The following is an 11,823-nucleotide window of genomic DNA, read 5'->3' as shown; positions in this document are numbered from 1 at the left end:
CCCATTGAAGGCGCCAGCTTGCACGACGGGACTTAAGGACCAGTTGCGCCGAAAGGCAACGCGCCACCCATTTTCGGTTCTCGCCGGCCCTGCGTCAGAAACGGACGTTTCTATGTGTGAGAACATCTTGCGAACATGGAACAAAGCATGTACCTCTTAACCGTGTTCCACAGGTCGTCGCGACGAGGCGTCGGAAGCGCCGATGAGCCGACTGGAATCATGGAATAGAGGGCGGATCAACATGAGCAGTCAGGCGGCATTGAAACTCGTGGCTAAGGAAGAAGGCGACAAGCAACGCGCGCTCGAGGCGGCTCTCGCCCAGATCGATCGCGCGTTCGGCAAGGGCTCGGTGATGAAGCTGGGCGAAAAGGGCAAGGTCGAGATCGAGTCGGTCTCCACCGGGTCCCTGGGCCTGGATATCGCGCTGGGCATCGGCGGCCTGCCCAAGGGCCGGATCGTCGAGGTCTATGGCCCGGAAAGCTCCGGCAAGACCACGCTGGCCCTGCATGTCGTGGCGGAGGTCCAGAAGGCCGGCGGCACCGCCGCCTTCGTCGACGCCGAGCACGCGCTGGACCCGTCCTACGCTCACAAGCTGGGCGTCAATCTCGACAACCTGCTGGTGGCCCAGCCGGACAACGGCGAACAGGCGCTCGAGATCACCGACACCCTGGTGCGCTCCAACGCCGTCGACATCGTCGTCGTCGACTCGGTGGCGGCCCTGACGCCGAAGGCGGAAATCGAAGGCGAGATGGGCGACAGCCTGCCGGGCCTGCAGGCCCGTCTGATGAGCCAGGCGCTGCGCAAGCTGACGGCCTCGATCAACAAGGCCCACACGATCGTCATCTTCATCAACCAGATTCGTCACAAGATCGGGGTGATGTACGGTAGCCCGGAAACCACCACGGGCGGCAACGCGCTGAAGTTCTACGCCTCGGTGCGTCTCGACATCCGCCGCACCGGTTCGGTGAAGGCGCGCGACGAGATCATCGGCAACAATGTCCGCGTGAAGGTGGTGAAGAACAAGGTGGCCCCGCCGTTCCGCGAGGTCGAGTTCGACATCATGTACGGGGAGGGCATCTCCAAGCTGGGCGAGATCATCGACCTGGGCGTCAAGGCCGGCATCATCGAAAAGGCCGGCTCGTGGTTCTCCTACGGCAGCCAGCGCATCGGTCAGGGCCGCGACAATGTGCGCGAGTTCCTGAAGAACAACCCGGACATCGCCAACGACATCGAGAAGGCCGTCCGCAAGTCGTCGCAGAAGATCGAGGAAGAGCTCCTCGTCGGCGGCCCCGAGGAGGGCGAGGAAGACTAAGCCCTTCCAGCTTTCGCGGCCTTCGCCCGCTTTCGTGGGCGTCTCCGCCTTCAACACGCCCGCGGCGGACCGCCGCGAAGGCCGCGATCAGGCCGCCTGGACCCCATGCCAGGCGGCCGACTCTTTTCGGGCGACGTCGCCGCTCCGAATTTCAAAAGCGCGCCCGGATGTCATTGGGGATGGACGCTTCCGAGGCGGCGACCCACACTGCGCGCGTAACCTCGAAGGCTTGCCCCCATGTCCGTTCTTCTCGCCCTGGCCGCCGCGGCCTCGACCGCCTCGCCTTGCGCCAACGCCGTCACGACGCTGGACATGAACGCGTGCCTGGCCCGCCAGCAGACCGCCGTCGAAGCGGATCTGAACCGCTATTATGGCGCGGCGGTCAAACGCCTGCGGGCCGAGAAGGGCGACGCGCTCACCAAGGCCCTGCCCAGCCTGATCAAGGGGCAACGCGCTTGGCTGGCCTATCGCGACGGCGAATGCGGGGCGGTCGAGGCCTATTGGAACGGCGGCACGATCCGGACCGCCATGGCGCTGAACTGCCGCATCAGCCTGACGCGGCTGCGCGTCTTCTCGATTTGGCGCGACTGGCTGACCTACGCGGACAGCACGCCGCCGATCCTGCCGCGTCCGGACCTTGCCCCGGTGATCGCCGAGACCGCCGGCTGAAGCGGCTCCCTCGGCGCGGGGCGCGGAGTCCGCTCCGCGCGCGCCCTTTCACGCGCCGCCCCGCGCGCCCATCTTCGAGTCGGTTTCCCCTTGGCTGAAAACCGCGCTATGCAGCGCGCGACTCCCGACCGTTCGTCGGGCGCTAGAGACTTGAGACGCTGATGCCTAGCCTGAACGAGATCCGCGGCACCTTCCTCGACTATTTCGGCAAGGCCGATCACGCCGTCGTTCCGTCCGCGCCGCTGGTGCCGCAGAACGATCCGACGCTGCTGTTCGTCAACGCCGGCATGGTGCCGTTCAAGAACGTCTTCACCGGCGCCGAGACCCCGGCCCACCCGCGCGCGGCCAGCTCGCAGAAGTGCGTCCGCGCCGGCGGCAAGCACAACGACCTCGACAATGTCGGCTACACCGCCCGCCACCACACCTTCTTCGAGATGCTGGGCAATTTCTCGTTCGGCGACTACTTCAAGGAGCAGGCGATCCACCACGCCTGGACCCTGCTGACCGGCGAGTTCAAGCTGCCGAAGGAAAAGCTGCTGGTCACGGTCTACCACACCGACGACGAGGCGGCCGACCTGTGGAAGAAGATCGCCGGTCTGTCCGACGACAAGATCATCCGCATCCCGACCAGCGACAACTTCTGGTCCATGGGCGACACCGGCCCGTGCGGTCCGTGCTCGGAAATCTTCTACGACCACGGCCCCTCTATCCCCGGCGGCCCTCCGGGCAGCCCCGACGAGGACGGCGACCGCTTCATCGAGATCTGGAACCTCGTCTTCATGCAGTTCGAGCAGCTGGCCGGCGGCGAGCGCGTCTCGCTGCCCAAGCCCTCGATCGACACCGGCATGGGCCTGGAGCGGATCGCGGCCGTGCTGCAGGGCCAGCACGACAATTACGACATCGACCTGTTCAAGACGCTGATCGCCGCCTCGGTGGAGCTGACGGGCGTCAAGGCCGAGGGCGCCCAGGCCCCGTCGCACCGCGTCATCGCCGACCACCTGCGCTCGTCCTCGTTCCTGCTGGCCGACGGCGTGTCGCCCTCGAACGAAGGTCGCGGCTACGTGCTGCGCCGGATCATGCGCCGCGCCATGCGCCACGCCTATCTGCTGGGCGCGCAGGAGCCGCTGATGCACCGCCTGGCGCCGGTCCTGGTGGCCGAGATGGGCCAGGCCTATCCGGAACTGCGCCGCGCCGAGGCGTCGATCGTCGAGACCCTCCGCCAGGAGGAAGAGCGCTTCCGCACGACCCTCGGCCGCGGCATGGGCCTGCTGGACGAGGCCACCGCCAACCTGTCGGCCGGCGGCGTGCTGGACGGCGAGACCGCCTTCAAGCTCTACGACACCTACGGCTTCCCGCTGGACCTGACCCAGGACGCGGTCCGCGCCAAGGGCCTGACCGTCGACACCGACGGCTTCGACGCGGCCATGCAAAAGCAGCGCGAGATGGCGCGCGCCAACTGGGCCGGCTCGGGCCAGCAGGGCGCGGCGGCCGCCTGGTTCGCGATCAAGGAAAAGAACGGCGCGACCGACTTCGTTGGCTACGAGACCACCGAGACCACCGGCGTGGTCAAGGCGATCGTCGTCGACGGCGCCGAGGTCGAGAGCGCGACCGGCGGGACCACCGTCGAGGTGCTGCTGGACCGCACCAGCTTCTACGCCGAGAGCGGCGGCCAGGCCGGCGACCAGGGCGTGCTCGAGGCCAATGGCCGCGAGAACCGCGTCATCGACACCCAGAAGCAGGCCGGCGACCTGCACGTCCATCGCGTCGAGCTTTCGGGCGAGCTGAAGGTCGGCGACAAGGTCGTGGTCTCGGTCGACGCCGAGCGCCGCCACACGACGCGCTCCAACCACTCGGCCGCCCACCTGGTGCACGCGGCCCTGCACCACGTGCTGGGCCCGCACGTCGCGCAGAAGGGCCAGATGGTCGACGGCGAGCGCATGCGCTTCGACTTCAGCCACGGCGGCCCGCTGACGCCCGAGGAGCTCGACAGGATCGAGGCCGAGGTCAATGCGGTAATCCGCCAGAACGTCCCGGCCGAGACCAAGGAAATGGCCCCGCAGGAGGCCATCGAGGCCGGCGCCGTGGCGCTGTTCGGCGAGAAGTACGGCGACAGCGTCCGGGTGCTGACCCTGGGCAAGTCGCTGACCGACGAGGCCAAGGCCTATTCGGTCGAACTGTGCGGCGGCACCCACGTGGCCCGCACGGGGGACATCGCGCTGTTCAAGATCGTTTCCGAGCAAGGCGTCGCCGCCGGCGTGCGCCGCATCGAGGCCCTGACCGGCGAGGCGGCCCGCCGCTTCCTGCTCGACCAGGCGGGCGTGGCCAAGTCGCTGGCCGACCAGTTCAAGACCCCGGTGGCCGAGGTCGCCGCCCGCGTCGACGCCCTGATCGCGGACCGCAAGCGCCTGGAGAAGGAGCTGGCCGAGGCCAAGAAGCAGCTGGCCCTGGGCGGCGGCGGCGCGGCCTCGGGTCCGGAGGACGTCAACGGCACGGCCCTGATCGCCCGCGTCCTCGACGGCGTCGGCGGCAAGGAGCTGCGCGGCGTGGCCGAGGAGTTCAAGAAGCAGTTGACCAGCGGCGTCGTGGCCCTGGTCGGCACCTCGGACGGCAAGGCCGCCGTGACGGTGGCGGTCACCGCCGACCTGACCGGCAAGTTCAGCGCCGCGGACCTCGCCAAGGCCGCCGTGATCGCCATGGGCGGGCAGGGCGCCGGCGGCAAGGCCGACTTCGCCCAGGGCGGCGCGCCCGACGACAGCAAGGCCGAGGCCGGTCTCGCGGCGGTGAAGGCGGCGCTGGCCGGCTAAGCGGCGCCGCAAACAACTGTCATCGACAGCGCCTAAGGCGGCGACCGGGCGACGCGGCGTCGCCGGAATCGCGAGGCGAGACGATGAAGCGGGTGATGGCCAAGGCGCTGGGACGTGTGGCGCGGCGTTGGACGATGCTGGGCCTTTCGGCCATGGCGACCCTGTCGCTGGGCGTCGCCGCCGACGCCGCGAGCGCGGCGCCCAAGGCCAAGCCGGCGCCCGTCCACGCCCGCAACGTGATCCTGTTCCTCGGCGACGCCGGCGGCATCCCCACGCTGAACGCGGCGGGCGCCTATGCCAATGATCGGCCGCTGTCGCTGTACATCCAGGCGATGCCGCATATCGGCCTGTCCGAGACCTCGTCGCTGAACCGCTGGGTCACGGACTCGGCGGCCGGCATGACGGCGATCGTCACCGGCGCCAAGACGCGCAACGCGATGTTGTCGGTCGTTCCGGGCCAGGGCGACGCGCTCACGCCGGTCAAGACCATCCTGGAATACGCCGAGGAGCGCGGCCTCTCGACCGGCGCGATCACCAACATGCCGATCTGGGACGCGACCCCGGCCGCCACCTTCGCCCACGTCGCCGCCCGCTCGAACAAGGACGAGATCTTCCGCCAGATGCTGGCCCCGCGCTTCGGCGACGGTCCCGACATCCTGATGGGCAAGGGCCTGAAGGACGCCGAGGCGGTGTTCGCCCGCGCCGGGACCCGTCCGGCTGACGCCTTCGCCAAGGCCGGCTACCTGTTCGGCTCCGACCCCGCCGAGATCAAGCCGACCACGCGCCGCGCGGCCATCCTGCGCGACGACGACTACGCGCCGCAGCCGGCGGTCGACGCGGCCATCGCCAGCCTGTCGCGCAATCCCAAGGGCTATTTCCTGATGGTCGAGTGGGACATGCACACCGACGATCCGCTGAAGGGCCTGCGCCACGCGATCGAGATGGACGCCCTGATCCGCCACGTCAGCGGCAAGGTCGGCAAGGACACCCTGATCCTGTTCACCGCGGACCACAGCTTCGCCCTTCGGATGATCGGCGGCGACCGCGCGCGCCCGTTCGCCGACCAGTACGCCGAGGCGGCCAAGGCCAACCCGAAGCCCGAGGCCAACACCCTGCTCAACGTGCTCGACGATCACGAGGGCGAGGAGGTGCTGATCGCCGCCCAGGGGCCGGGCGCCGAGCAGGTGCGCGGCTTCATGCCGAACACGGCGCTGTTCGGGTTGATGATGCGCGCCTACGGCTGGACGCCGAAGCCTTAAACGGGCGGCTGCCGCAGAAGCAAGGCGATGGCGGCCAAGGTGACGGCCGCCGCCGCCGTCGTCACGGCCACCGCGCGCGCGGCGCCTCTGGGCCATACGCCATAGGCGCGGGTCTGGATGAAGACGTTCACCGCGGTCGGGGCGGCGGCGAGCAGGGTCGCGCCGGCGCGGAAGGCGGCGGGCGCCGGGGTCAGGCCAACGCCGATCCACACCAGCAGCGGGAAGACGATCAGCTTGGCCAGCGCCGCCAGCAGGATCGGGGCGAGGGCGGGGGCGGTCTCGCCCTCGGTCTCGCGAAGGCCCAGCGCCGCGCCCAGCGCCACCAGGCCGACCGGACTGCCGGACGCGGCCGCCATGCCCAGCGCGCGGTCCAGCGGTTCCGGCAGGGCGAGATCGAGCAAGCCCATGGCCAGGCCCGCCAGGGCGGCGGCGACCACGGGGTTGCGAAACGCCTGGGATATCGAGCGCCCGACCGATCGGCCCGCGGCCCAGCCCAGCAGGCCGACGCCCGCGGCCGCCATCACCACGAAGTCGGCGGCCACGACGCCCGCGACCAGGCGCGCGGTCTCGGCCCCCAGCACCGCGGCGGTGATCGGCAGGGCCAGGAAGGCGCTGTTGCCGACCCCGGCGGCCATGCCCGCCCCGGCCCGCTCGGCCTTGCTCCAGCCCAGCGGCCGGCCAGCCGCGACCACGGCGGCCATCACCGCCAGACCGATGAGGGCATAGGTTAGCAGGCCCAGCAACAGCGCCGGCTCCGGCCGCCCCAGCCGCGACAGCGAATGGATCAAGAGGGCCGGAAAGCCCACCCAATAGACATAGGCTGACAGCCCTCGCGTCTGGGCCGCGTCCAGCAGCCGCAGGCGGCTCAGCGCCAGGCCCGCGCCGACCAGCAGAAAGAACGGCCATACCCGGCCGAGGACATCGATAACCAGCGCCAACACGAGTGGGAAATCAGCCCTGCCGCTCGTCGCCGGGCAGGCGGATATGCACCAGCTTCCAGGTGAACAGCGCCCGACGCTCGAAGGTGAAGATCGTGATCTTGCCGCTGCCGTCCGGCCGCTTGACGGCGATGCGGACGCGGTTGGGATCCCAGTAGGCGATGGACGGGAAGGGACCCTTGACGGCGTCCTTCAGCTGGCCGGCGGCCGAGGCGTCGCGGGCGGAGGCGGGCGGCGCCTTGCCGGGCGGATAGCCGCGCGTCAGGGCCGAGACGCCGGCGACCGTCAGGTAGCGGTCGACCTTGGGCTCGGGCGGGGCGATCGGCTCGATGGCCTTCTTGAACACGCTGAGCGGGTCGCGCCAGATCGACGGCGGCTCGGGCGCGGCGGCGGGCGCGTCGGTCACGAGCTGAGCGGTCAGGCTGCGGCGCACGGCCGGAAAGTCGACCAGTTCGCCGATCGCCTGGACGTCCTCGTACTGGGCGGCCGCCTTCAGCGCGCGAAAGGCGAACCACGGCGCGGAGGCGAAGGTGGCGGCGAACACGAAGATCGCCAGCACGATCAGGTCCCAGATCCGCTTCTGCAGGGTCATGCCGGCTCCCCGAGTGGTTAACGGCGATAGACCAGCTATCGCCATCCGCCGCAAGGCCGCTCGCGCGCGCCGCGATCCCGCGCGGCCGGCGAGGGGCCAAAAAAACCGTGTTCACGCTGAGCGTGGAGGGGGGCGGATGAAATCCTCGTCCTTCGACAAGCTCAGGCTGAGGATTTCGCACCCGCGAGGCCGACACTCGTCCTCACCCTGAGCCTGTCGAAGGGCGAGGACGGCTCCGAAGAGGCCATCAACATTCAACGCCGAGGCCGCCAAAACAAAAACGCCCCGGACGGATCCGGGGCGTTTCGTGTCACGGGAGCCTTCGAGCTCAGGCCATGGCCTTCTTCAGGTTCTCGTCGATCTTGTCGAGGAAGCCTTCGGTGGTCAGCCAGCCTTGCTTGTCGCCGACCAGCAAGGCCAGATCCTTGGTCATGTAGCCGGCCTCGACGGTGTCGATGCAGACCTTTTCCAGGGTGGCGGCGAAGGTGGCCAGCTCGGCGTTGTCGTCCAGCTTGGCGCGGTGGGCCAGGCCACGCGTCCAGGCGAAGATCGAGGCGATCGAGTTGGTCGAGGTGCTCTCGCCCTTCTGGTGCTGGCGGTAGTGGCGGGTGACGGTGCCGTGGGCGGCCTCGGCTTCCACCGTCTTGCCGTCCGGCGTCATCAGCACCGAGGTCATCAGGCCCAGCGAGCCGAAGCCCTGGGCGACGATGTCCGACTGCACGTCACCGTCGTAGTTCTTGCAGGCCCAGACATAGCCGCCCGACCACTTCAGCGCCGAGGCGACCATGTCGTCGATCAGGCGGTGCTCGTAGTGGATGCCCTTGGCCTTGAAGGCCTCGGCGTATTCGGCGTCGTAGATCTCCTGGAAGATGTCCTTGAAGCGGCCGTCATAGGCCTTGAGGATCGTGTTCTTCGTCGAGAGATAGACCGGATAGCCGCGGTTCAGGCCGTAGGCGAACGAGGCGTGGGCGAAGTCGCGGATCGACTCATCCAGGTTGTACATCGCCATGGCGACGCCCGAGGACGGGGCCTGGAACACTTCGTGCTCGATCGTCTGACCGTCCTCGCCGACGAACTTGATCGACAGCGTGCCCTTGCCCGGGAACAGGAAGTCGGTGGCGCGATACTGGTCGCCGAAGGCGTGGCGGCCGACGATGATCGGCTGGGTCCAGCCCGGCACCAGGCGCGGCACGTTCTGGCAGATGATCGGCTCGCGGAAGATCACGCCGCCCAGGATGTTGCGGATCGTGCCGTTCGGCGACTTCCACATCTTCTTCAGATTGAATTCCTTCACGCGGGCTTCGTCCGGCGTGATGGTGGCGCACTTGACGGCGACGCCGTGCTTCTTGGTCGCGTTGGCCGCGTCGATGGTCACCTGGTCGTCGGTGGCGTCGCGGTTTTCAACCGAGAGGTCGTAGTAGTCGAGTTCCAGATCAAGGTACGGGAAGATCAGCTTGTCCTTGATGAGCTTCCAGATGATCCGGGTCATTTCGTCCCCGTCCATGTCGACGACGGGATTGGCGACTTTGATCTTGGCCATTGCGGGGCTGTTCCTCTGGCGGTGGCGCGCCTGTGGCGATCTGGCGCACAGGGCCAGGAAGCGGCGCGGTCACGGAGGCTATAGACTGTTGCGTCGCGAGGGAAAAGCCGCACGGTTGGACCTCGCCCGTAACTTCGCTTTTCGTACTTGTCTTTCGAGTAGCGGTCCGGGCGCGCGGACCAGGGAGCGGGTTTGGATACGAGTTCTGGAGCGATCGCCGGAGTCAGCGCACCCCTCGCGCGGCGCCTGCTGACGATGGTGGCGATCCTGTCGATCGCCGTGACCGGCGTCGCCACGGCCGCCGCCTTCGTGTTCGTGCGCAAGAGCGCCGCCGACACCCAGACCCGTCATCTGGCCGAATATGTCGGCGAGCGGGTCAAGACCGAGGACCGCCTGTTTTCGGACCTCGTCAAGGTTCACGACGCCGCGAGCGAGGCCCTGACCCGGCGTTTGGCGATGGGCGTGGCGGACGAGCGCGTCCACGCCCAGTTCGAGCGCCTGTTTCCCGAAAAGGGCGACGGCACGCGGCGTTCGGCCCCTGAACTGTTCGACGGGACGCGGATCGGCGACAGCTATGTCTATGGCGTCGGCGCCTATCTGCCGCGGGCCGAAACTCTGAGCTTGCGCGATCAGGCCCTGTTCGTCGCCGCCGCCGACGTCGTGGCCGGAACGGGCGAGGCCGAGATTCGGCACTACGACAACTTCTACTTCTTCACGCCCCAGAGCCGTCTGGTCATGTTCGGCCCGCGACGGCCGGATCGGTTGAAATACTATCGCCAGCTGGCGCCGCCCAACCTGGATATCCAGCACGAGGAGATGACGCAGCTGACCCTGCCGGAGAACAATCCGGACCGGGTCATGCGGTGCACCAAGCTGCGGCGGCTGATCTCCGACCCCAGCGGGCGAGGCCTGAACGCCGCCTGCATGACGCCCTTCTACCACAAGGGCCAGTTCATGGGCGCGTTCGGCACCAGCCTGTCGCTGGACAGCTACCTGCTGCGCGCGGTGGCGGACGCCTTGCCGGGCGGTCGCAACATGATCGTGGCCGACGATGGCGAACTGATCGCCGCTCAGGGCATGGCCCGCAACGGCGTCGTGGATCAGGCCGAACTGCGCGGGTTCGAGAAGGACAACGACCTGAAGCGGCTGGTCGAGCGCGTCCGGGCGGAGAAGCGCCCCGTCGGGGCGGTGCTGTCGCCGCGCGGCGATCGACTGATCGCCTACGGTCGCCTGGTCGAGCCCGGCTGGTGGTTCCTGATGATCTTCCCGGCCGGCGACATCATCTGGTCGTCGCTGAAGACCGCGTCCTGGGTGCTGCTGTTCGGCTTCATCGGCGTGGCCCTGCAGGTGCTGCTGCTCTACCGGATGACCAACCAGATGGTGGCGGCGCCGCTGGAGGCCCTGGCCGAGGCCCAGGCGCAGGGGGATCCGGCCGCGGCGGCGCCGTTCGAGGCGCGCGCCGACGAGATCGGCTCCCTGGCCCGCGCCCTGCGCCGCCAGCGCGAGCGGAACGAGGAACTTCGTCGCTCTCTGGAGGATCGCGTCGCCGAGCGCACCGCCGAACTGGAGCGCGCCAACCAGGCCAAGTCGGTATTCCTGGCGAACATGTCGCACGAGCTGCGGACTCCGTTGAACGGCGTGATCGCCATCGGCGACCGCCTGGCCGAAGAGGAAGATCCGGAGGCGCGCCGCGAACTGGCCGCGCTGGTGACCTCCTCGGGCCGGCTGCTCGAGCAGGTCCTGGGCGACATCCTCGACGTCTCCAAGATCGAGGCGGGCAAGTTCCAGCTGGCCCCGGCGCCGTTCGATCTGACCCAGCTGGTGCGAGGCATGGCCGAACTGCACGCCGCCGCCGCCGAGGCCAAGCGACTGACCCTGCGCTGGTCGGTCAGCCGCGACGCCGAAGGGACCTACGAGGGCGACGCCGGACGGATCAGCCAGATCCTCTCGAACCTGCTCGCCAACGCCGTCAAGTTCACGGCGCGGGGCGAGGTCTCGCTGGAGGTCGACCAAATGGGCGGCGAGCTTCGGTTCGTGGTCCGCGACACGGGCGTCGGCTTCGATCAAGCCGTGCGCGAGCGCCTTTTCAAGCGCTTCGTCCAGGCCGACCAGTCGATCACCCGTCAGTTCGGCGGCACGGGCCTGGGGCTGTCGATCTGCGCGGCCCTGGCCGAGATGATGGGCGGCTCGATCGACGCGGACGCCACGCCGGGCGAGGGCGCGCGCTTCGAGGTGCGCTTGCCTCTGCCGCGCTGCGCCGCGGCGGCCAAGGTCGAGGCCGAGGACGCGCGGGAAATCGCCCTGGACGGGCTGCGCGTGCTGGTGGCCGAGGATCACCCGACCAACCGCAAGGTCGTGGAGATCGTCCTGCGGCCGTTCGGCGTCGACCTCGTCATGGTCGAGGACGGCGCGGCGGCGCTGGAGGCGATGGAGAACGGCCGGTTCGACGCGGTGCTGATGGACATGCAGATGCCGGTGATGGACGGCCTTTCGGCGACGCGCGCGATCCGCGCTCGCGAGGCGGCCTCGGGCGCGCCGCGCGTGCTGGTGATCATGCTGACGGCCAACGCGATGGGCGAGCATGTGGCCGCCGCCGAAGCCGCCGGCGCGGACCTGCACCTGGCCAAGCCGCTGCATCCGGGCGCGCTCCTGGAAGCGCTCGCGCGGGTGCGGCGAACCGATCCCGTGCCTTCGATGGGCTGAGCAGGT

The 11,823-nt window shown here is 68.9% G+C and carries 8 protein-coding genes and 2 pseudogenes; 6 read left to right on the top strand and 4 right to left on the bottom strand.

Annotation, left to right across the window (positions count from 1 at the left end):
- The first annotated feature begins 241 nt into the window (after positions 1–241).
- The 4 genes from recA (at position 242) to Q0V34_RS00395 (ending at position 6,044) form a co-directional block, all read left to right on the top strand.
- Positions 242–1,312, top strand: coding sequence for a recombinase RecA (gene recA, locus Q0V34_RS00410; protein WP_297506365.1), 1,071 nt, complete (start codon positions 242–244; stop codon positions 1,310–1,312).
- A 237-nt stretch (positions 1,313–1,549) separates the two neighbouring features.
- Entirely contained in the window at positions 1,550–1,981 is a 432-nt protein-coding gene (locus Q0V34_RS00405) for a lysozyme inhibitor LprI family protein (protein ID WP_297506363.1), read from the top strand.
- Positions 1,982–2,142: 161 nt separating this feature from the next.
- Entirely contained in the window at positions 2,143–4,785 is a 2,643-nt protein-coding gene (alaS, locus tag Q0V34_RS00400) for an alanine--tRNA ligase (RefSeq protein ID WP_297506361.1), read from the top strand.
- A gap of 83 nt (positions 4,786–4,868) precedes the next feature.
- Positions 4,869–6,044 carry an alkaline phosphatase gene (locus Q0V34_RS00395; RefSeq protein WP_297506358.1) on the top strand — a complete coding sequence of 392 codons (1,176 nt, stop codon included), beginning with the start codon at positions 4,869–4,871 and terminating at the stop codon, positions 6,042–6,044.
- On the opposite strand, the gene Q0V34_RS00390 is transcribed toward Q0V34_RS00395, so the two are convergent.
- The 3 genes and pseudogenes from Q0V34_RS00390 to Q0V34_RS00380 all read right to left on the bottom strand — a co-directional run.
- Complete coding sequence (locus Q0V34_RS00390; RefSeq protein WP_297506968.1) at positions 6,041–6,976, bottom strand: AEC family transporter; 936 nt, start codon at positions 6,974–6,976, stop codon at positions 6,041–6,043. The genes Q0V34_RS00395 and Q0V34_RS00390 overlap by 4 nt on opposite strands.
- 19 nt (positions 6,977–6,995) lie before the next feature.
- Positions 6,996–7,574, bottom strand: a complete 579-nt coding sequence (locus tag Q0V34_RS00385) for a DUF2939 domain-containing protein (RefSeq protein WP_297506356.1) — start codon at positions 7,572–7,574, stop codon at positions 6,996–6,998.
- Between the two features lie 139 nt (positions 7,575–7,713).
- Positions 7,714–7,811, bottom strand: a pseudogene (locus Q0V34_RS00380) (hypothetical protein); the annotation flags it as partial.
- Between Q0V34_RS00380 and Q0V34_RS00375 the strand changes: the two are divergent.
- Positions 7,769–7,858 (top strand): annotated as a pseudogene (locus Q0V34_RS00375) (hypothetical protein); the annotation flags it as partial. The pseudogenes Q0V34_RS00380 and Q0V34_RS00375 sit on opposite strands and share 43 nt — an antisense overlap.
- 44 nt (positions 7,859–7,902) lie before the next feature.
- On the opposite strand, the gene Q0V34_RS00370 reads toward Q0V34_RS00375, so the two are convergent.
- The gene (locus Q0V34_RS00370; RefSeq protein ID WP_297506354.1) at positions 7,903–9,114 is read right to left on the bottom strand and encodes an NADP-dependent isocitrate dehydrogenase; all 1,212 of its coding nucleotides are present in this window, start codon (positions 9,112–9,114) and stop codon (positions 7,903–7,905) included.
- 255 nt (positions 9,115–9,369) lie between these two features.
- Here Q0V34_RS00370 and Q0V34_RS00365 point away from each other — a divergent pair, with 255 nt between their 5' ends.
- Positions 9,370–11,817, top strand: a complete 2,448-nt coding sequence (locus Q0V34_RS00365; protein ID WP_297506966.1) for an ATP-binding protein — start codon at positions 9,370–9,372, stop codon at positions 11,815–11,817.
- Positions 11,818–11,823 lie beyond the last annotated feature (6 nt).

The sequence above is a fragment of the uncultured Caulobacter sp. genome (assembly GCF_947036865.1).
GTDB lineage: Bacteria > Pseudomonadota > Alphaproteobacteria > Caulobacterales > Caulobacteraceae > Caulobacter.
The sequence above is the reverse complement of the archived record's forward strand: the minus strand, read 5'-3'. Positions and strand labels throughout refer to the sequence as shown.

Coding starts and splice junctions, on each gene's coding strand:
- Q0V34_RS00385 (WP_297506356.1), bottom strand. CDS start 7,574: ATGACCCTGCAGAAGCGGATCTGGGACCTGATCGTGCTGGCGATCTTC.
- Q0V34_RS00405 (WP_297506363.1), top strand. CDS start 1,550: ATGTCCGTTCTTCTCGCCCTGGCCGCCGCGGCCTCGACCGCCTCGCCT.
- recA (WP_297506365.1), top strand. CDS start 242: ATGAGCAGTCAGGCGGCATTGAAACTCGTGGCTAAGGAAGAAGGCGAC.
- Q0V34_RS00365 (WP_297506966.1), top strand. CDS start 9,370: ATGGTGGCGATCCTGTCGATCGCCGTGACCGGCGTCGCCACGGCCGCC.
- Q0V34_RS00395 (WP_297506358.1), top strand. CDS start 4,869: ATGAAGCGGGTGATGGCCAAGGCGCTGGGACGTGTGGCGCGGCGTTGG.
- Q0V34_RS00370 (WP_297506354.1), bottom strand. CDS start 9,114: ATGGCCAAGATCAAAGTCGCCAATCCCGTCGTCGACATGGACGGGGAC.
- alaS (WP_297506361.1), top strand. CDS start 2,143: ATGCCTAGCCTGAACGAGATCCGCGGCACCTTCCTCGACTATTTCGGC.